Genomic DNA, 19,258 nt, shown 5'->3' with positions numbered 1-19,258 from the left:
CTTCATTTCAACAGCGCGAAGCATACCGCGTCCCTTCCGGTTTGCGGGGAAATGCCCGTTTTTCTCCCCCGTTGGAGAATTGCTTTTCTGCGGGGCGGGGGAGCGTGCTTGATTTAGGCGCAATCTTCCCTCATGATATCGGCATGATTCTGGAACTGCACTCCCCGCTGGACATGCATCTTCACCTGAGGGACGGCGATATGCTGAAACTGGTCGCCCCGTTAAGTTCCGCCTCCTTTGCCGGAGCGGTCATCATGCCCAACCTGGTGCCTCCGGTGGCTGATGCGGATGCGGTGCAGGCTTACCGGAAGCGGGTGCTGGACGCTTGCGGAGGCGATGTGTTCCATCCGTACATGACGGCATTTTTCCGTTCCTATTCCGAGAAGGAATTGTCCCGGCTCAAGGAACTGGTGTTCGGCATCAAGCTGTACCCGGCAGGGGCTACGACGAACAGCGAAGGCGGCGTGAAAGCCATGAAGGATGCGGAAGCCACCCTGTCCATCATGCAGGAAATGGATATTCCCCTGCTGGTGCATGGAGAAAGCCACGGCTTCGTGATGGACCGGGAGGCCGAATTCCTGAATGTTTACCGTGATTTGGCCACGCGCTTCCCCCGGCTGATTATCTGCATGGAACACATTACCACGGCCGCCGCCGTGCGGTTGCTGGATGAATTTGAAAACCTGGCCGCCACGGTAACCCTCCAGCACCTTCTGATTACTTTGGACGATGTGGCCGGAGGCATGCTGAGGCCGCATCTGTTCTGCAAGCCGATCGCCAAAAGGCCGGAAGACCGGGAAGCCCTGCTGCAGGCTGCCCTTGCCGGGCATCCCCGCCTCATGTTCGGCAGTGACTCCGCCCCTCATCCCATCCATGCCAAGGAAGCGTGCGGATGCGCCGCCGGCGTATTCACGGCTCCCATCGCCCTTCCGCGTCTGGCGGCTCTGTTTGACGAACACGGAGCCCTGGACCGGCTGCAGGGCTTTGTTTCCGGCCATGCCTGCGCTCTGTACGGTCTGAACCCGCCTGCCAGGACAGTCCGTTTGCAGCGGCGTGAAATGCCGGTGCCGGACGCTTACGAAGGTCATGGACAGAAAGTGGTGCCGATGGATGCCGGACGCACCATTCCCTGGAGACTGATGTGAGGGGCTTTTCCAGGGGAAGATGACAGAAAGCGATTTAAGGGAATCGTCTTTATACTGGATATTCCGGGCGATCTCACTACAATCCCTGTCCATGGATCGGATTCGCGTTTATACGGGTGGAGTGGCTTCCTGTAATGGTTACCTCTTCAAAACGAGGGATAACACTTACGTGGCTGTGGATGCTCCGTCCGGCTTCGCGGACTGGATCTATTCCAAAAAGCCCGATATCATCATCACGGACCTTCTCATTACCCACCAGCATTTTGACCATGTGGAGGACGCCTGCCGCATGCGCCAGATTTTCGACTGCCGCATTCATGCCGGGCAGCCCTACAATGAAAGCCTGACGCTGGAAAAAATGGCCCGCGACGCCTGGGGGCTTCCCCTCAACGTCCAGCCGTTTGTGGTGGATGAAGTACTCACTCCGGACATTCACACGGCGAACTGGGGCGGCCTGTTGTGGCATCTCCACCAGGTGCCCGGCCATTCTCCGGACAGCATTGTTTACGATTTGCCGGATGAAGGAATCATGTTCACTGGTGACGTCATTTTTGCCGGCTCCATCGGGCGGACGGACCTTCCGGGAGGAAACCTGCGCCTGCTGAAACAGGGCATTGAAAAGAAAGTGCTCAACCAGCCCGCCACGACTATGATTTTCCCGGGACACGGGCCTTATACCACCGTAAAGAACGAACTGCTGACCAATCCGTTCATCTCCTGACCGCGGTTCCTGCGCCTCTGTGCGGAATCGTGTTCTACTCTTTAGCAAGCATACAAGATCAATGTTATTTTCAGAATTAGGTTTATCGGAACCCGTCTTGAAGGCGGTGGAGAAATGCGGTTATGAACATCCCACCCCCATTCAGGAGCAGGCCATTCCCATCATTCTGGAAGGCAGGGACCTCATTGGGGCCTCCCAGACGGGAACGGGGAAAACCGCCGCTTTTGCCCTCCCTCTGCTGACGAAGCTTCAACCCATCGGCAAACCTCAGATACTGGTGCTGGAACCCACCCGTGAACTGGCCGACCAGGTGGCGGAAGCTTTTGCCGAATACGGTGAATTCACCGGATTGAAAGTAGCGTTGCTGTACGGCGGAGTGGGATACGGAAAGCAGACGGAAGACCTGAAAAAAGGAGCGGACATCGTTGTGGCCACTCCCGGCCGTCTGGTGGACCACTTCTACCGCTGCACCATGCGCTTCGGCGAAGTCAAGGCCCTGGTTCTGGATGAAGTGGACCGAATGCTGGACATGGGGTTCCTGCCCATTGTCCGTAAAATCGTCAACCTCTGCCCGTGGGAAGGAAGGCAAACCCTCTTCTTCTCCGCTACCATGCCTCCGGTCATCGCGGGATTTGCCAAATGGTGCCTGACGGACCCCGCGGAAGTCACCATCGCCCGGCGTGAAGTGGCCGCCACCATCAGCCACGCCTTTTATCCGGTGGCTCTGGATCAGCGGGATGAGCTGCTGCTGGCCCTGCTCAAGGGAACGGATTTCCGTTCCGTCATGATCTTTACCCGCACCCGCAAGGAGGCGGACGCGGTATGCGGCATGCTCAAGCATCATGGTTACCGCGGGGAAGTGGCCGTCATGCACTCCGACATTCCCCAGAAAGAGCGCATGGAGGCGCTTAAGGGATTCAAAAGCGGAAAATACGATATTCTGGTGGCTACGGATGTGGCGGCGCGCGGCATTGACATCAGCGGCGTGACCCACGTCATCAACTACCGCGTTCCGGAAAATGCGGAAGACTATGTGCACCGCATCGGCCGTACCGGCCGCGCGGAAGCTTCAGGGGATGCGTTCACGATCATGACGGCGGATGAACTGGACTTTGCCACGGCTGTGGAAAATTTCATCGGGAAACCCATTGAGCGCAAAAAACTGGACGGGTTCAATTACACGTACACCGCCCTGTTGGAAGACAAGCCCGTCAAATCCGTCCGCAAGCCCAAACCCGCGGGCCCCAAGCGCCGCAGGCGCTAAGGAGGGGGAAACATGATGTTTCTCTCTGATGGAATGAAGATCATCCCATGCGCATTCTTGCCATAGACCCGGCCATCCGCAACACGGGTTATGCCGTGGTGGAGGGCGACTACCGACGGGCGCGCGCGCTGGACTATGGAACGCTCTCCATTCCCCGGAGCGTGTCCCAGTCCGGCTGTCTGCTTGCCATCAAGCAGCATTTGGGCAACCTCATTGACAAATGGAACCCGGACGAAATGGCGGTGGAGCGCATCATCTATGTCCAGTCTCATCAGACGGCCATCACGATGGGAGCGGCCAAGGCGGCCGTGGTCATTGCCGCGGCGGAAGCCGGGCTGCGTATCATGGAGTACTCCCCCAAAAGCGTGAAACTCTCCGTCGTGGGGCGCGGAGCCGCTCAAAAAACGCAAGTCGCCTTTATGGTGCGGGCTCTTTTGGAACTCCGGGAAACGCCGGAATCCGATGCCGCCGACGCTCTGGCGATCGGCCTTACCCACCTCTATTCTGCGGATCCTCTGAAGGCCCACATGATGGAGAGGAAATATATTTAGCAGTGAGGAAAGATGATTAAAAAATCCGTACTTGCCGCGGATTGGAATCAGACCATGCTTAGTTACGCTTTAATCACTGATTCAGGCCTTCAGGGTTTGAACGTCCTCCCTTTCCCGTCCTGCCACGCCTTGAGCAGAGAGGCATACATTTTATTGAGCTGTTCCAGGGTCGCTACACGGAATTCCACGGTATTCGTATTCGGGTAAATCTTTGCGACGGTTGTATCCGGGTCAATGCTTCCTCCCGTCGCCCGGTTGACGGCGCCGGCTCCTAGTTCCTTCGCCCGGTCAGTCACATTTTTGATGGCGTTGATGCCGGAATGTTGCCCCAGCGTTTCCAGATAATAAAACTTGGTGGGCGTATTCCCCAGAGTAATCAGCGTCACTTCATACACCATGCAGGCATTGTCCAGAATATACTTATGCTGCGCCACCGCTACAATCCGGCTGAGATGCACCACATACTGCCCCTCCGGAAAATTGCCTATCCAGAACTGGCTCTGGTTGTAGTCGTCCGTGGAAGGGGTGGCGGCTCCTTTCCTGGCCTGGGCGGAAAGAGGTGCGGCTGCACAAACAAGTAGCGCTAAAACAGGAAGGAAAAAACGTTTCATGATTTCCATTTAATATTAGCCCTTACCCTATGGGAAGAAAAATCGTTGGATGTTGCGGGGAGAGAATATGTTTAGCCCTTGAGAAATAGCCATTCCTTGTTTCAATTGCTTTCCTGCGCCGGAAGGCATGGCCGTTTGAACAATATTTGCTGATACGGTTAATGATGTTGAAAAAAATAATGCCGGTACTCTTCAAGAGGTAATGAGCTCAGGGAACTATGATATGGAAGTTCCCATGGAACTTATCCATGCATCCGAGCAGTTCCCTGAATTTATCCGTATTGCCTTCAATTTTGATCATGCCTTTGTCCAGCGCCGTCTTTAAGGGCATTGCGCGCGTGGCAACCAGGGAAAAGTGGAGTTTGTCTCCGGTAATGACTGCGTCGGGGTGTTTGACCGGTTTTCCTTCGCGGTACATCAGTACTTCGTTTTCAATCCAGAAACCGTATGGTTTTCCATTTTGGGCAATCCAGTTGAAAGCCAGCTTTTTCCCTTTGGTCTTTTCGCTATTCAGGCTGACGCCCAGGTAGTCGAACAGCAGTTCAGGAGTCAGGGCAGATAACGTGTCCGTCAAGACGAGTTCGCGGGAATTTTTAAGCAGACCGCTTCCCGGTTCCCCGGCATTGACGAGAAGTTCATTGTTTCGGAATAAGGACTCCGTTTGATAACCGAATTGTTTCAATATATTTCCTGCAAGATTCATTATGTTGCCGCTTTTTAGATTGGCAAACATAACGTGCCTTGATGCCCCGGCGTCTTGACGATAGTCCTTTTGCCCGGTGATTTCCGGAGAGCTAATCTTGATTCTGCCGTCTTCCGGCATCGGATTGATTTTTTCCGCAATCTCTGCGGGAGAATACCCTTTGCTGACCAGATTCAATATCCGGTCATGCATGTATTTGCAGCTGCGGCATTCCCTGGCCAGGAACCGTTTAATATTTTCTTTTCCCATTCTGGGCCGATGATGTTGCGCGAATAAAATTTCTATTTTGTCTTCATAACGCTGAATGGCTTGATCAAGAGCTTTCCACCGGTTTTTTGCGTCCCTTATGTTGGATACTCCCAGAGTGCAGATATCATGCATGGCCCTTGCCGTGTCTTCTCCATAAAAAAGCGCCTTGAATTGGGGAAAATACATTAGTGCGGCAGGAGAGGTTCCCATTCCGGGAACCGTCATGAATTCCACTTCTATGCCGTCTATCCTTACTGTTCCACCTGTCTTGGCGGTAGTTCCGGCAGGCGGGAACGCTGTGATGATTTTACCGGAATCAGCGGCGCCCCTGCCGGAATGCAGGGCGCTTTTTACCGTTTTATCAAAAGGAGCGGCCTCCATGCGGGCAGAATCTTTTTTCATGGTATTGCCCGCATGAGCCTTTTCCGGGATGGCTTTTTGCGGAGAGTTTCCCTGTATCGGTATCTGCGTTCCTTTGGAATTGATGTGCTGCCCGGATGTCACTCTTCTGGCATGGGCAAAATGGTCGATATGGGGGTGTGTATGGACGATGGCTTTGACAATCCGTTTTCCCGCTTTCCGGTAGTAAAGGTCAAGACTTTCGGTCATGATTTCTTCCGGGACGAAAGGGGTAATGATCATGATGCCTTCCTGTCCCTCCATAATAGTTATGTTCGGAAAACCGTTCCCGTGAATCTGGTAAATTCCTTTCGTGACTTCAAACAGCGCTCTTCTGGCATTGGAACGGGAAATGCTCCGCGCATCCGGTTTGTCTTTGGGGCCTTGTTCCGCATCTTGCATGCTGTGAAGGTCATTTTTGTTTGCTCCGTACACTCCGCCTCCCCATACGGACATTGCCAGAAGCGCGGTGGCCAAACAGTTTATTTTTATGATCATATCGGAGCTTTATTAATGGAATGCGCGAAAAATAAAAGGGAGGCCTGCTTCCCGGAGTTTACTATGTGAAAACAATAGACTTGCCAATAAAGAACAATGTTCGAAAAAAGGGAGGATGTTAATATCTGATTACTAAAATTTTTAGCTGATTGGACGGCATTCCCGCTGCAAACGGAACATTTTCCGTCTTTATTTTTCTGATGGAAGGTGGATGATGTCCGGGCCGCCTGGAAGGAGGGGGAAAAAATCTGTAAAAGGATTTTTTGCCCGTTTTCAACAGGCTTATGGAAGAACATGGCTGGAAATGCGGAAAAGGTTATGTTAATGAACAAGGCATGGAAAGATTGTATCGTCCGAATGTTGCGGGGATGATGGTCCGGCAGGACGGGAAATTATTGATTTGCGAGCGTTCCGGGCAGAAAGGGGCCTGGCAGTTTCCCCAGGGCGGAATTGACCCGGGGGAAACGGCTTTGGATGCCGTGCGGCGCGAGATTAGAGAGGAAGTGGGGTTTTTACCGACCCAGTATGATATTGTGGAATCCCGGAAAGGGTATCGTTACGATTATCCGCCGGAGGTGCTGGAGTATGTCCGTGAAAAGCGGCGGCAGCCTTTTGTGGGGCAGGAGCAGGAATATTTCCTGTGCCGGCTGCATGCGGACGCTCCGGCCCCCGACCTGGACAATCGGGAGTTTTGCGCCTATCAATGGATAACCCCGGCCGAATTTAAGCTGGAGTGGCTGCCGGAGTTTAAAAAGGAAGTTTACGCCAGGGTGCTTGAAGATTTCTTTAATGTCCGGGCGCTGGATAAGTGAAGTGGCTCAGCAGGTCGTGTGCGGCGGAAACGGGGTCCATCTTGTCCCCCGCCACCATGTTTTCCAGAATGGGCATGCGGGACGCTACGGCGGGGTGCTGTTCAAAGGCGGTGAGCAGAGCTTCGTGCACCAGGGCCTGTACCCATGAGAGGGACTGGCTCCGGCGGCGGTTGTACCAGAATCCGGATTCCTTCATGCTGTCCCGGAAGCGGAAGAGCGTTTCTTCAATGGTGTCCAGACCGCGTCCCTCCAGGGAGGAACAGGTGAGGACGGAGGGCGTCCAGCCGGGAGTGGGGCTTTGCAGGTAGTGAAGCACCATTTTCAGTTCCTGGCAGTGGGCTGCGGCGCGTTGGCGGTTGTCGCCGTCATCCTTGGTAACTACCAGGATATCCGCGAGTTCCATAATGCCCCGCTTGATTCCCTGGAGATCGTCTCCGGCTCCGGTGATGAGCAGGAGCATGAATATGTCCACCATGGAGCGCACCGTAGTTTCCGACTGGCCGACCCCCACGGTTTCAATGAGAATAATGTCAAAGCCCGCGGCTTCGCATGCAATCATGGTTTCACGCGTTTTCCGGGCTACGCCGCCCAAAGAGCCTCCGGAAGGGGAAGGGCGGATGAAGGCGTTTTCCTCTCCGGAAAGTTCCTCCATGCGTGTTTTGTCTCCCATAATGGAACCGCGGGAGACTGAAGAAGACGGGTCAATAGCCAGCACGGCCACCTTGAAGCCTTTTTTGCAAAGGTAGGTGCCGAAGGCTTCAATGAAGGAGGATTTTCCGGCGCCCGGAACGCCCGTGATGCCGATGCGGACGGCGTTGCCCGAATGGGGCAGGAGCCTGGAGATGAGGGCGCGGGAAGATTCCTGATCCCGGACGGCATTGCTTTCTATCAGTGTAATGGCCCTTCCCAGCAGGGCGCGGTTTCCGGCCAGTACTCCCTGGGCCAGTTCTTCTACGGAGGGGCGGTGCGGACGTGCAAATTTCATGTTGCTCATGGAAAAAGAATGCGGATTATTTGAAAGGCGGTTCGTTTTCTTTGGTGCGCTCCATATCATAATTGAAGCGTTTGAGGATGAATTGACGGTGGTCGGCCAGCTTGCGCCGGAAGTTCTCCCAGGAACGCGCGTTCATCGGGGACCAGCCGGCTTCCGCAATGGCGCAGGCGCGCGGATAGGCGCGGTAGAGAATGTGATTCAGGGCAGGGAGATGCTCTCCCCACACGGTGCCCTGAACGCCGATGATATGGTTCGCTTCCTTTTCCGGTTTGCCGTAGGCGGGATCCAGCTTATAGCTTTGTTCCAGCGTGGTGGTGGGCATCCATCCCCGGTTGTTTTGCCCTGGAATTTGCGGATAGTCCAGGTAGCAGTGTTCTCCGGCAGCAATGATCAGGGAGAGTCCCTGTTTTTTTGTTTCTGTGATGGTGGACGGAGTCTGGCCCATGCGCCAGGTGAAGACGGCGTCTCCTTTGCTGTAAATGTTGGCTTTGGCCCACGGTTTTTCATACCATAGCTGGATGCGCTTGCCGTGAACAGCCAGCATGGAGGACATTTTTTTGATGAATTCCTTCAATTCCTCATGGACGTCCTTCATGCCTTTTTGCTCCCGGTACCGGATGCTGAGGGGACATTGGGCCCAGGTTTTTTCCAGGGGGGCTTCATCCCCGCCCAGATGGACGATGCCGGACGGGAAGATGTCTTTGAGTTCCTTGAAAACAGCGGCATAAAATTCCCATACTTCCGGCTTGTGCGGGCAGATGAGGTAGAGAGTGACGCCTTCATCGGTCTTTACTTTCGTATCCGGGTTCGGGAAGCAGAAGAATTCGGGATAGGCTGCCGCCAGGGCCTGATTGTGGCCCGGCACGTCTATTTCAGGGATGACCTCAATGCCGCGCGCCGCGCAGTACTCCACCAGATCCTTCAGTTCCTGTTTGGTGTACATCCCCTCATGAGGAGTTCCGTTGCGCATGCTTTCTTTCCGTTTGGAAGAGATGCTTTTGAGTTTGGGGTAGCCGGGCACCGGAAGACGCCACCCCTGGTCGTCCGTCAAGTGGATCTGGAGCTTGTTGAATTTGTAGTAGGCCATAAGGTCCACGAATTTTTCCAGGTCCTTGACGGGGATGAAATGCCGCGCGGGGTCCACCATGAGGCCGCGCCAGGGGTAGCGCGGCTCGTCCGTAATGACGCCGCAGGGGATGCCCTCCGGCTGCTCCGCCAACTGGTCCCGAAGCTGGCGGAGGGTTGCCAGCCCGTAAATTCTGCCCTCCCTTCCTCCGTAAGCGATGTGCGCCCCCTGAGGAGTGACCGAGAGCCGGTAGGCGTCCGTTCCCAGGGACGGGGTTTCCCGGTCGGAAAGAAGTTTCAGGGTTCTGGTACTGTTTTGTTGCAGCTCCGTTTTTCCCGGCTCCGGGATAACGCTGTATTTTTCCGCTGCGGCGGCACATGCCGTGTGTGCGGAAAAAATGGCGCAGGCCAGGATGGAGGGCAGTTTGAACATCACGGTAAGTTGTTTCGGAAAAGACTCTATCATGGTGAAGGAGGCGTGATAAGGAAAAACGGCGGGAATTACTTTTTGTTTTTCCACGGGAAGGCGGGTTCATTCTCCCTGGTGCGCTCCATATCATAATTGAAGCGTTTGAGGATGAATTGACGGTGGTCGGCCAGCTTGCGCCGGAAGTTTTCCCAGGAACGCGCGTTCATCAGGGACCAGCCGGCTTCCGCAATGGCGCAGGCGCGCGGATAGGCGCGGTAAAGCAAGTGGTCCAGGTCCGGCAGGCGTTCCGCCCATATGGGGGCATGAACGCCCCGGATATGGCCTGCCTCGTTCTCCGGTTTTCCAAAAGCGGGATCCAGTTCATAACATTTTTGCAGGGTGGTGGTTTTCATCCATCCCCAGTTGTGCTGCCCCTGAATCTGGGGAAAATCCAGGTAACAGTATTCGTTGGATGCCATAATCAGGTCCAATTTCGCCTTTCTGGCCTTCTCTATAGACTGGCATGCCTGGTTTTGCCGCCAGGCGTAAACCGTTTCCCCCGGATGGTAAATGCCGGCATTCCCCTCATACCAGAATTGCGGTTTTTGTCCGTTTTTGGCAAGCAGGGCTGTCGTTTTCGCAAAAAAGGCTCTCATTTGTTCCTGTTCGTCTTTCATGCCTGCTTTAGTCCGGGCTTCCCGGCACAGAGGGCATTTTCCCCAGAGTTCCGTAGGGGCCTCATCCCCGCCCAGATGAACCGTGCCGGACGGGAAAATATCTTTGAGTTCCTTGAAAACGGCGGCATAAAATTCCCAGACTTCCGGCTTTTGGGGGCAGACCAGTTCCCTGCTGTTTCCCGCTGTCGTCCGCACGTTTATGTCCGGTTTGGGGAAGCAGAAAAATTCCGGGTAGGCGGCATGGAGCGCCTGGTTGTGGCCCGGCATGTCTATTTCAGGGATGACTTCAATCCCCCGCTTGGCGCAGTACTCCACCAGGCCTTTCAATTCCTGTTTGGTGTACATCCCCTCGTGGGGGATTCCGTCTCCGAAGCTTTCCGCCCGCCTGGAGGCGACGCTTTTCAATTTGGGGTAACCGGGCACGGGCAGCCTCCAGCCCTGGTTGTCCGTCAGATGCAGGTGCAGCTTGTTGAATTTGTAGTAGGCCATGAGGTCCACGAATTTTTCCAGGTCCTTGACGGGGATGAAATGCCGCGCGGGGTCCACCATGAGGCCGCGCCAGGGGTAGCGCGGCTCGTCCGTAATGACGCCGCAGGGGATGCCCTCCGGCTGCTCCGCCAACTGGTCCCGGAGCTGGCGGAGGGTTGCCAGCCCGTAAATTCTGCCCTCCTTTCCTCCGGAAGCGAGGTGCGCTCCCTGCGGGGTGACCGTGAGCCGGTAGGCGTCCGTTCTCAGGGACGGAGCTTCCCGGTCGGAAAGAAGCTGTAAAGTTGTTGCTGTTTCTTGCTTGAGTTCCGTTCTGGACGGCTCAGGGATAATGCTGTATTGGGCTGCCGCTTCTGCCGGAGGGGAGAAGGAGAGCAGAATGCCGCCGAGAAGGAATAAAAGACGTGCCATATTTCCAATATAAACGGGGAGGAAACAGGTTCTGTCAAAGAATCATCTTTTGCTTCCAGATTTTTTACCGTCTCCTTGTTGTCCGGGTTTGGGGGGAAGGAGGCGGAACTGGGAAATAAAAAGAAAATAAAAGAGCCGTCTCCGAAGAGACGGCTCTTTTATTAGAAGTGGTAGCCCTATGAGGACTCGAACCCCAAAATACGGAACCAGAATCCGCTGTGTTACCGATTACACTATAGGGCTATGTAACGGACGCTTTGAAAGCGCGGGCGCATTAAAGCGGAACCGGCCGTTTTTTGCAAGTTTTTTTTTACTCAAAGATATGTTTTGATTGGAAAAAGGCTGTGCAGGGAAGCGGCAGGCTGTTTTTTCCGGAATTATCCGGCCAGGCTTTGAAAGTACGCCTGCACATGTTCCTCTGTGATTTGTTGGCGGTGCGCCTGTTCGTGCCTGCCCTGGGCCTGCCGCCATGGGGAGGAAGGGGCGGTGTTGATGCGTCCGAGCTGCTGGGCCGTATATTTGCCATAGACGTTCCAGATATGTTCCAGAAAGGGAATGATGTCCGTTTCCTCCTCCAAAGGGGGCTGGCGGCGGCTGGGATGTTCTATGGAAGAGTAGGGCGGCTGATCCTTGTATTCATGATAAATGGAAGGGAGTACCGGACCGGAAGGCCATGCTTCCACCCGTTCATTGATCAGAAAACCGCCTGTCCGGTGCAGATGCCACCAGTCCGCCAGAATGACCAGATGGTTCAGTTTGACGGGCGTCAGGACGTGCCCCCTGGCGTTCGACTGCTGAATGAACCAGTTGCAGAGTTTTTGCGTGGTAGTGGAGTTTGCCATGCTGAAATGGATTGCTTTTTATTATAGGGAGCCGCAGGTATTTCTCAACACTAAATCCGCTTGCAGTCCCAGCGCTCGGCGGTCGGGATAGGCAAACGGCTGTGGCGGGATCCGGGCAGGTCCCCGGGATGCTGTTTCCTGCTCCGTGGGCGTAACGCCTGAAAGCATGGCGCAGGTTTTCCAGCGGGGCGGGCCCCGGAGCTTTCTTTCTCCCGGATAGCCTCAGCTGAGGCGCCTGCCTCCTCCGGAGCCGGCAGAATCAGGCCGTATGAATGCGGCGTAACCTTCCAGGGGGGAGGGAGACGGTTAAAGGGAAAGAAAGCGCGCTCTACGGACAATGTCTTCCGGAGAAAGGGAATAAAGGCTGTCCAGCAATGATACGGCAAAGGAACCGGGGGCGGGGCTCTGTTCAAAGGCCATTTCTCCGGCAATGCCCATAAGTACGGCTGTGGAAACGGCCGCCTGCAGGGGAGTGGGGGAAACGGCGGCGCAGGCGGCGGATAATGCCCCCATGGAACAGCCCACGCCCGTGACGCGGGACATCATGGCGTGTCCGTTTTCCGTGGCGATTACCTGGCAGCCGTCCGTGGAATAGTCCGTACGCCCCGTAACAAGCACGGCCGCCCCCGTGTGCAGGGCCAGTTCCCTGGCCGCATGCAGGGCGTCTGCGCTGGAACTGGTGCTTTCCGGCCCTTTCATGACGGAGGAATAGCCGGCCAGGGCCATGATTTCAGAAGCGTTTCCGCGGATGATGCGGGGAGACTGTTCCTTTAATTGCCCCGCCAGCCGCGTGCGCAGGGAGAGCGCCCCTACGGCCACAGGATCCATCACCCAGGGGATATTCAGCCGGTTGGCTTCCCGCACCGCCGTTTGCATGGCGGCCCCCTGTTCGCGCGTCACGGTGCCCAGGTTGACCAGCAGGGCGCCTGTTCCGTTGCGGAGCATGTCCGCCGCTTCTTCCGCATCGTTGAGCATGGCGGGCACAGCGCCTATGGCCAGCAGAAGATTAGCCGTCAGAGGCTGGACGACGGAATTGGTCAGAGAAAGAACCAGCGGGGCCGTTTCCCGGATTTTTTCCAGATCGGCGGCAACGGCTTGAACAAGGTTTGTTGATGAAAGCATGGCGTTAAAAAATGATGGTGTCCGGCATTTTCCGCGGTCCGCCCGTCAGGCCAGAGCCCGTGCGGCGGCTTCCGGGTTCTCCGCTCCGCAAATGGCGGAGACAACAGCAATTCCGGAGGCTGTTCCAGTGGCGCGCACCTGCCGGGCCCGTTCCGCGTCCAGACCGCCGATGGCGACAACGGGCAGCGGTGACTGTGAAGCCAGAGCGGAGAAGCCTTCCACGCCCAGCACGGGCGGGGCGTTCAGCTTGGAAATGGTGGGAAAGACGGGGCCCATGCCCAGGTAGTCCACCAGGGCGGCATCCACGGCGCGGAGCTGGTTCTCATTGGAGACGGACAGTCCCAGGATTTTATCCGGGCCGATCATGGCTCTGACGGATGGAACCGGAAGATCCCTCTGGCCGATGTGGACGCCGTCTGCTTCCAGCGCCAGGGCCAGGTCAATGCGGTTATTGACAATGAAGGGGATACCGCGGGAGGCCAGGAAATCCCGTATGGGCAGGGCTTCCCGGTAACAGGTTCCCGCATCCGGGTTGGTGGAGCGGTACTGCACGATGGTAATTCCCCCGTCCGCCGCTTTCCGGACGGTTTCCAGAAGGCTGTAGCGGCATTTGGACGGTTCATCCGTAACCAGGTAGAGATGGAGGTTGAATTTTTTCATGACAAAGGAATGGAAAGAATCAGTCCGTAAACAGAGGGGTGGAAAGATAGCGGTCCCCCGTGTCCGGCAGCAGGACGACGATGGTCTTGCCTTCATTCTCCGGCCGCCGCGCCACCTGTGTGGCGGCCCATAGAGCGGCGCCGGAGGAAATGCCCGCCAGCACGCCGTCCGTGCGCGCCAGCTCTTTCCCTGTGGCGAAAGCGTCTTCATTGGTGACGGTGATGACTTCATCGTACACGGAGGTGTCCAGCGTTTCCGGAACGAATCCCGCGCCAATGCCCTGAATCTTGTGGGGGCCGGCCATGCCCTGGGTCAGCACGGGGGAGGAGAACGGCTCCACAGCCACGACCCGGATGTCCGGATTACGGGATTTAAGGTACTTGCCCACGCCTGTGATCGTTCCTCCGGTACCCACGCCCGCCACAAAAATATCCGCTTTGCCTTCTGTATCATTCCAGATTTCCGGTCCTGTGGTGCGGAAATGAGCTTCCGGGTTGGCCGGGTTGGCGAACTGGCCGGGGATAAAGCTGTTGGGCAGTCCCGCGGCCAGTTCCTCCGCCTTGGCCATGGCTCCTTTCATGCCCAGCGCGCCGTCCGTCAGCACCAGTTCCGCGCCGTAGGCTTTCAGGAGGTTGCGGCGTTCCACGCTCATCGTCTCCGGCATGGTCAGTATAATCCGGTACCCGCGTGAAGCGGCCACCGCCGCCAGGCCGATGCCCGTGTTTCCGCTGGTGGGCTCAATGATGACGGAATCCGCCTTCAGCTCTCCGGCGGCTTCCGCCGCGTCAATCATGGCCTGGGCAATGCGGTCTTTCACGCTGCCGGCGGGGTTCAGGTATTCCAGCTTGGCCAGGATGGTGGCGTTCAGGCCGTTCCTGCGTTCGTAATTGGTCAGTTCCAGCAACGGGGTGCCGCCGATCAGTTCCGTAATGTTTTTGTAAATTTTCATGGCTTGTAGGGAAAGAGCGTTGCTGCCGTCAAATCGTTAGAGAATGGCGCGGAAGCCCTGTTCCAGATCTTCCAGAATATCGTCGATATGTTCCGTCCCGATGGAGAGCCGCACGGTGGATGGCGTAATGCCCCCCGCCTTCAGTTCTTCCTCCGTCATCTGGGAGTGGGTGGTGGAGGCAGGGTGAATCACCAGGGACTTGACGTCCGCCACGTTCGCGAGCAGGGAGAATAGTTCCAGGCTTTCGCAGAACTTGCGAGCTTTTTCCGCGCCACCCTTGATTTCAAAGGTGAAAATGGAGCCGCCCCCGTTCGGGTAGTATCTCTTGTAAAGGTCGTGGTTCGGATGGTCCGGCAGGGAGGGATGGTTCACTTTTTCCACCTGGGGATGGGCGGCCAGATAGCCCGCTACGCGCAGAGCGTTCTGCACATGGCGTTCCACCCGCAGGGAAAGTGTTTCCAGCCCCTGGAGAAGCAGGAAGGAATTGAACGGGCTGATGGTGGCTCCCGTGTCCCGCAGCAGGGTGGCCCGGATTTTGACGATATAGGCCAGATTGCCGCATACCTCCGCGAACACGGCTCCGTGGTAATTGGGGTTGGGCTTGCTGATGCCTGGGAACTTGTCGTTCTGCGTCCAGTCGAATTTGCCGCCGTCCACAATCACGCCGCCCATCACCGTGCCGTGGCCGCCGATGAATTTGGTAGCGGAATGCACCACGATGTCAGCTCCGTGTTCCAGAGGGCGGAACAGGAAGGGCGTGGCGAATGTGCTGTCCACAATGAGCGGGATGCCGTGGGCGTGCGCCACTTCCGCCAGCGCTTCCATATCCACAATGTCGCAATTCGGGTTGCCCAGGCTTTCCACGTACAGGGCCTTGGTATTGTTCCGGATGGCCCTGGAAAAATTCTGAACGTCTCTCGCGTCCACGAAAGTGGTTTCTATGCCGGCATCCGCCAGTGTATTGGCGAAAAGATTGTACGTTCCGCCATATACGGTGGAGGAAGAAACAATGTGGTCCCCGGCCCGGGCGATGTTCTGGATGGCATACGTAACTGCGGCGGCCCCGGTGGATACGGCCAGCGCGGCCGCCCCTCCTTCCAGGGAGGCGATGCGTTGTTCAAAAACATCTGCGGTTGGGTTCATCAGGCGGTTATAAATATTGCCCGGCTCCGCCAGGGCAAAACGGGCCGCCGCCTGTTCCGAGTCTTTGAAGACATAGGAAGTGGTGGCGTAAATAGGTACGGCGCGCGCATCGGTAGTCGGGTCCGGACTTTCCTGACCCACGTGGATCTGGCGTGTTTCAAATCGATGGTTCTTGCTCATGTTTTTATATTCCTATCGGAAAACTAGGAAATAGATAACGAAAAGAAAAGCCCATGTCAAGCTCCGGGTAAAAAAAACGGGACATGGGCCGGAATGGGAAAAGGTGGAGAAATGTTCAGGCCCGCGGCCGCTGCTTAAATGCCGGCTCCGTAGTCGCAGCCGATTTCCTTCTGCTGTTCGGCCAGATCTTCCAGCGTTACGCGGCGCAAATAATTCTCAATGACTTGCTGGAGCCCGCGCCAGAAAGGCAGCGTGGCGCATCCTGCCGCCCGCGGGCACGGATTTTCGTGGGGAGCCGTGCAGGAAATAGGCAGAAGGGAGCCTTCCGTCAGTTTCAGGATTTCTTCCGTGGTGTATTCGCGCGGATGTCTGGAAAGGCGGTATCCTCCCGCCTTTCCCCGGAAGCTCTGGACAAATCCCGCTTTCAGGAGGATGGCGATAATCTGTTCCAGATAACGTACGGTAATGTCCTGCCTGGCGGAAATCTCCTTCAGGGAAACGTAGCCTTCGTTGCGGTGGTGGGCGAGATCAATCATCAGGCGCAATGCGTAACGTCCTCTGGTGGAAACCTTCATCATATTGGTTAAATAAACGATATTTCTGGATGCCCGTCAATAGGGAATGAAGGTTCCACGCGGAATGGCGGGCTTCTTCCCCGGTTGAAAGTCTAATAATTGTAATGGCGGGGAACCCGGGGGCCTATTCCGGTAAAAATTTCCCAGGAAATGGTGCCGGCCTTTTCAGCCAGTTCCGTCACGGGAATATTCGGCCCCATGATCTCTGCGGTCATGCCCGGTTCCGCGTGAGGCGCCCGGCTGACGTCCACGATGATCTGATCCATCGTCACGCGCCCGAGAAGGGGGCAGGAAACCCCGTCCACCATGACGCGGGCGCCCTTATGGGCCAGGGAACGCAGGTAGCCGTCCGCATAGCCTATGCCCACGGTCGCCACCCTGGTGGGATGGTCCGTCACATAAGTGCCCCCGTAGGAAATGCCGTGGCCTTCCGGCAGCGTGCGCACCACCGTCAGGCGGGAAAAAAGAGCCATGGCCGGCCTTAATTGAGAGGCCCATGAGGAGTCAATGGGAGAAAACCCGTACAGCACCAGCCCGGGGCGGCACATGTTGTTGGAGGGGATTTCATAATCCAGGGAGGCGGCGCTGTTGGCCAGGTGGCAATACTTCAAGGGCAGTTTCTCCCGGATGCGGGCGGCCATCCGTTCAAAGAGGGCGATTTGCCTGAGCGTGATTTCCCGGTCCTCGTCCGCGCAGGGCAGGTGTGCTCCCAGGCCTTCCAGATGCAGGCTGTCCAGTTCTCCCAGGCGGGAAAGCAGTTCTTCAAGCTGGTCCGGCAGGAATCCTCCGCGGCCCATTCCCGTATCCACGGAAAGGTGGATGGGCAGCGTCTTTCCGTACAGCCGCGCCAGGGAATTGTAATGCTCTGCTTCCTCCATGGTGGAAATGAAGGAGCGCCAGCCGTTCAGCACGATTTCCTCCCGTTCCTCCGGGAACGCGGGGCCCAGGATGTAAGGGCGGGTGCGGCAGCCCGCCTGGCTGATGCGCCGGGCTTCCCCCACATTGGCCACCCCGAAGAAAGCGATGCCTTCCGAATCCAGCGTGCGGCAAACCTGTTCCAGCCCGTGGCCGTAGGCGCCTGCCTTCACGACGGGCATGTAATATTCCCCTTTGGCCGCCTGCTTGACGACATTCAGGTTATGGCGGATGGCCCCGAGGTCGATTTCGGCCCAGGCGCGGGGAGGGCTGGTTGCTGGCATGGTTGGAAAATGGCGGAAAGGTTGGAAAAAGAGGGGCGCCGGATGCTCCCGGCGCAGGGGATTGTCCGTCTTTGGCCGCGCAATTCCAGACGGATTTTTGTCAGTCTTTCGAACTTTCAGAAGGTGTAAAAACTGCCATGTGCTGAAACACATGGCAGTTTGATAAAAATGCTTTTGTTACCGGTGTGACTGGCTGGCAGTCAGGAAAATCGGTTTGCATTTCAAATTTTGTCTTGAATCCTTTGGGAATTAAAGTGATGTTCAGATGTTTTGTCAACTGTTTTTTTTCTGAATGGAATAATTTTTAAAATACTTGATGGAATGCAATATTGGTATATAATATGAATTAAAGCAGTTTTTTTGTGATGTCGCGTTCTCTCACTTTTTCGTTTGATATTGGTTATGCATCCATTGGATGGGCTGTCATTGCTTCCGCACCCCATGATGATGCGGATCCCTCGGTTTGCGGTTGCGGTACGGTTCTGTTTCCGAAAGATGATTGTCAGGCATTTAAAAGGCGTGAATACAGACGTTTGAGACGCAATATCCGCTCCCGGCGCGTTCGCATCGATCGTATCGGCAGATTGCTGGTTCAGGCGCAAATCATCACGCCGGAAATGAAAGAAACTTCCGGGCACCCCGCTCCCTTTTATTTGGCGTCAGAAGCGTTAAAAGGGCATCGAACTCTCGCCCCGATTGAGCTTTGGCATGTTCTCCGCTGGTATGCTCATAACAGAGGGTACGACAATAATGCCTCATGGTCTAACAGCCTTTCAGAAGATGGCGGGAACGGTGAGGATACCGAGAGAGTGAAGCATGCTCAAGATTTGATGGATAAACATGGGACGGCGACCATGGCGGAAACCATTTGCCGGGAGTTGAAACTGGAAGAAGGCAAAGCGGATGCTCCGATGGAGGTTTCAACGCCGGCTTATAAAAATCTCAATACCGCCTTTCCCCGTTTAACCGTGGAAAAGGAGGTACGGCGCATATTGGAGCTTTCCGCGCCTCTGATTCCTGGGCTGACTGCGGAGATCATGGAGTTGATTGCGCAGCATCATCCCCTGACAACGGAACAGCGCGGCGTGTTGCTTCAGTACGGGATAAAATTGGCTCGGCGTTATCGTGGAAGTCTTTTGTTCGGGCAGTTAATCCCCCGTTTTGATAACTGTGACCAACCATAAATGACGGTAAGGGTGGAGCCATAAATAATCGTAAGGGTCAGGAGGGGGGAAAGAGAAAGGGTCAAGTGTCCCATGTGGGACACTATTTTTTTTCGGGTTCGCGGGTGGAGAAACGCATGAGTTCCGCCTCAAAGCGGAGCGGGATGTCCCCGGTGGGGCCGTTGCGGTTTTTGGCGAGGTGCAGGCTTGCCAGCCCGGCCTCAAGGACGCCGCAGTCCGCCGTGCCCGTTCCTATGCCCTGGACCCCCTCAAGCGCGCCGCGGAACAGGACTCCGCCAGGGTGCAGCCCGTACCCCCGGCGCTCCCCACCCGCGACGACTACGCCGCCATGCGCCGCCGCGCGTCGCAATCCTCTACATCAACAACCCTTAACTGGTAATCATTATGGATAAATACACACTATCACAAC

Annotated in this window: 19 protein-coding genes and 1 tRNA gene; 7 read left to right on the top strand and 13 right to left on the bottom strand. The window is 56.1% G+C overall.

Going from position 1 to position 19,258, the window contains the following annotated elements:
- The first annotated feature begins 143 nt into the window (after positions 1-143).
- The 4 genes from pyrC (at position 144) to ruvC (ending at position 3,681) form a co-directional block, all read left to right on the top strand.
- Entirely contained in the window at positions 144-1,145 is a 1,002-nt protein-coding gene (pyrC, locus tag CI070_RS01695) for a dihydroorotase (RefSeq protein WP_094137191.1), read from the top strand.
- 91 nt (positions 1,146-1,236) lie between these two features.
- Entirely contained in the window at positions 1,237-1,866 is a 630-nt protein-coding gene (locus CI070_RS01690; RefSeq protein ID WP_179218534.1) for an MBL fold metallo-hydrolase, read from the top strand.
- Positions 1,867-1,927: 61 nt separating this feature from the next.
- Positions 1,928-3,130, top strand: coding sequence for a DEAD/DEAH box helicase (locus CI070_RS01685; RefSeq protein ID WP_094137147.1), 1,203 nt, complete (start codon positions 1,928-1,930; stop codon positions 3,128-3,130).
- Positions 3,131-3,177: 47 nt separating this feature from the next.
- Positions 3,178-3,681: a crossover junction endodeoxyribonuclease RuvC gene (gene ruvC / locus CI070_RS01680; RefSeq protein WP_022197316.1), complete on the top strand. Its 504-nt coding sequence runs from the start codon at positions 3,178-3,180 to the stop codon at positions 3,679-3,681.
- Positions 3,682-3,770: 89 nt separating this feature from the next.
- Here ruvC and CI070_RS01675 read toward each other — a convergent pair whose 3' ends face one another.
- Positions 3,771-4,292, bottom strand: coding sequence for a hypothetical protein (locus CI070_RS01675; RefSeq protein WP_143245703.1), 522 nt, complete (start codon positions 4,290-4,292; stop codon positions 3,771-3,773).
- Between the two features lie 208 nt (positions 4,293-4,500).
- Entirely contained in the window at positions 4,501-6,141 is a 1,641-nt protein-coding gene (locus CI070_RS01670; RefSeq protein WP_094137145.1) for an alkyl sulfatase C-terminal domain-containing protein, read from the bottom strand.
- A 335-nt stretch (positions 6,142-6,476) separates the two neighbouring features.
- Here CI070_RS01670 and CI070_RS01665 point away from each other — a divergent pair, with 335 nt between their 5' ends.
- On the top strand, positions 6,477-6,953 hold the full coding sequence (locus CI070_RS01665; protein ID WP_179218532.1) for an NUDIX domain-containing protein: 477 nt from the start codon (positions 6,477-6,479) through the stop codon (positions 6,951-6,953).
- On the opposite strand, the gene meaB is transcribed toward CI070_RS01665, so the two are convergent.
- From meaB to alr, 11 genes are all read right to left on the bottom strand, one after another.
- Positions 6,928-7,938: a methylmalonyl Co-A mutase-associated GTPase MeaB gene (meaB, locus tag CI070_RS01660; RefSeq protein ID WP_233465488.1), complete on the bottom strand. Its 1,011-nt coding sequence runs from the start codon at positions 7,936-7,938 to the stop codon at positions 6,928-6,930. The two genes, CI070_RS01665 and meaB, sit on opposite strands and share 26 nt — an antisense overlap.
- A gap of 25 nt (positions 7,939-7,963) precedes the next feature.
- On the bottom strand, positions 7,964-9,478 hold the full coding sequence (locus CI070_RS01655) for a beta-N-acetylhexosaminidase (protein ID WP_094137190.1): 1,515 nt from the start codon (positions 9,476-9,478) through the stop codon (positions 7,964-7,966).
- Between the two features lie 35 nt (positions 9,479-9,513).
- Entirely contained in the window at positions 9,514-10,995 is a 1,482-nt protein-coding gene (locus CI070_RS01650; protein ID WP_094137142.1) for a beta-N-acetylhexosaminidase, read from the bottom strand.
- Between the two features lie 168 nt (positions 10,996-11,163).
- Positions 11,164-11,238: transfer RNA gene (locus tag CI070_RS01645), tRNA-Gln, on the bottom strand.
- Positions 11,239-11,372: 134 nt separating this feature from the next.
- Complete coding sequence (locus CI070_RS01640) at positions 11,373-11,837, bottom strand: Panacea domain-containing protein (protein WP_094137141.1); 465 nt, start codon at positions 11,835-11,837, stop codon at positions 11,373-11,375.
- A gap of 306 nt (positions 11,838-12,143) precedes the next feature.
- Positions 12,144-12,959 (bottom strand): hydroxyethylthiazole kinase, encoded by an 816-nt coding sequence (thiM, locus tag CI070_RS01635; RefSeq protein ID WP_094137140.1) that lies wholly within the window; start codon positions 12,957-12,959, stop codon positions 12,144-12,146.
- Positions 12,960-13,004: 45 nt separating this feature from the next.
- Positions 13,005-13,619 carry a thiamine phosphate synthase gene (thiE, locus tag CI070_RS01630; protein WP_094137139.1) on the bottom strand — a complete coding sequence of 205 codons (615 nt, stop codon included), beginning with the start codon at positions 13,617-13,619 and terminating at the stop codon, positions 13,005-13,007.
- A 19-nt stretch (positions 13,620-13,638) separates the two neighbouring features.
- Positions 13,639-14,568 carry a cysteine synthase A gene (gene cysK, locus CI070_RS01625; protein WP_094137138.1) on the bottom strand — a complete coding sequence of 310 codons (930 nt, stop codon included), beginning with the start codon at positions 14,566-14,568 and terminating at the stop codon, positions 13,639-13,641.
- A 36-nt stretch (positions 14,569-14,604) separates the two neighbouring features.
- Positions 14,605-15,891 (bottom strand): O-acetylhomoserine aminocarboxypropyltransferase/cysteine synthase family protein, encoded by a 1,287-nt coding sequence (locus CI070_RS01620; RefSeq protein WP_094137137.1) that lies wholly within the window; start codon positions 15,889-15,891, stop codon positions 14,605-14,607.
- A gap of 134 nt (positions 15,892-16,025) precedes the next feature.
- Positions 16,026-16,466 (bottom strand): RrF2 family transcriptional regulator, encoded by a 441-nt coding sequence (locus CI070_RS01615; protein WP_094137189.1) that lies wholly within the window; start codon positions 16,464-16,466, stop codon positions 16,026-16,028.
- 92 nt (positions 16,467-16,558) lie between these two features.
- On the bottom strand, positions 16,559-17,665 hold the full coding sequence (gene alr / locus CI070_RS01610) for an alanine racemase (RefSeq protein WP_094137188.1): 1,107 nt from the start codon (positions 17,663-17,665) through the stop codon (positions 16,559-16,561).
- A gap of 365 nt (positions 17,666-18,030) precedes the next feature.
- On the opposite strand from alr, the gene CI070_RS01605 reads away from it, so the two are divergent.
- Positions 18,031-18,849 carry a hypothetical protein gene (locus CI070_RS01605; RefSeq protein ID WP_143245702.1) on the top strand — a complete coding sequence of 273 codons (819 nt, stop codon included), beginning with the start codon at positions 18,031-18,033 and terminating at the stop codon, positions 18,847-18,849.
- A gap of 178 nt (positions 18,850-19,027) precedes the next feature.
- Entirely contained in the window at positions 19,028-19,228 is a 201-nt protein-coding gene (locus CI070_RS13830; RefSeq protein ID WP_218824064.1) for a hypothetical protein, read from the top strand.
- The last annotated feature ends 30 nt before the right edge of the window (positions 19,229-19,258 follow it).

This window comes from Akkermansia muciniphila, from assembly GCF_900184965.1.
Taxonomy (GTDB): Bacteria; Verrucomicrobiota; Verrucomicrobiia; order Verrucomicrobiales; family Akkermansiaceae; genus Akkermansia; species Akkermansia muciniphila_A.
This window is presented reverse-complemented; position numbering and strand designations above follow the sequence as displayed.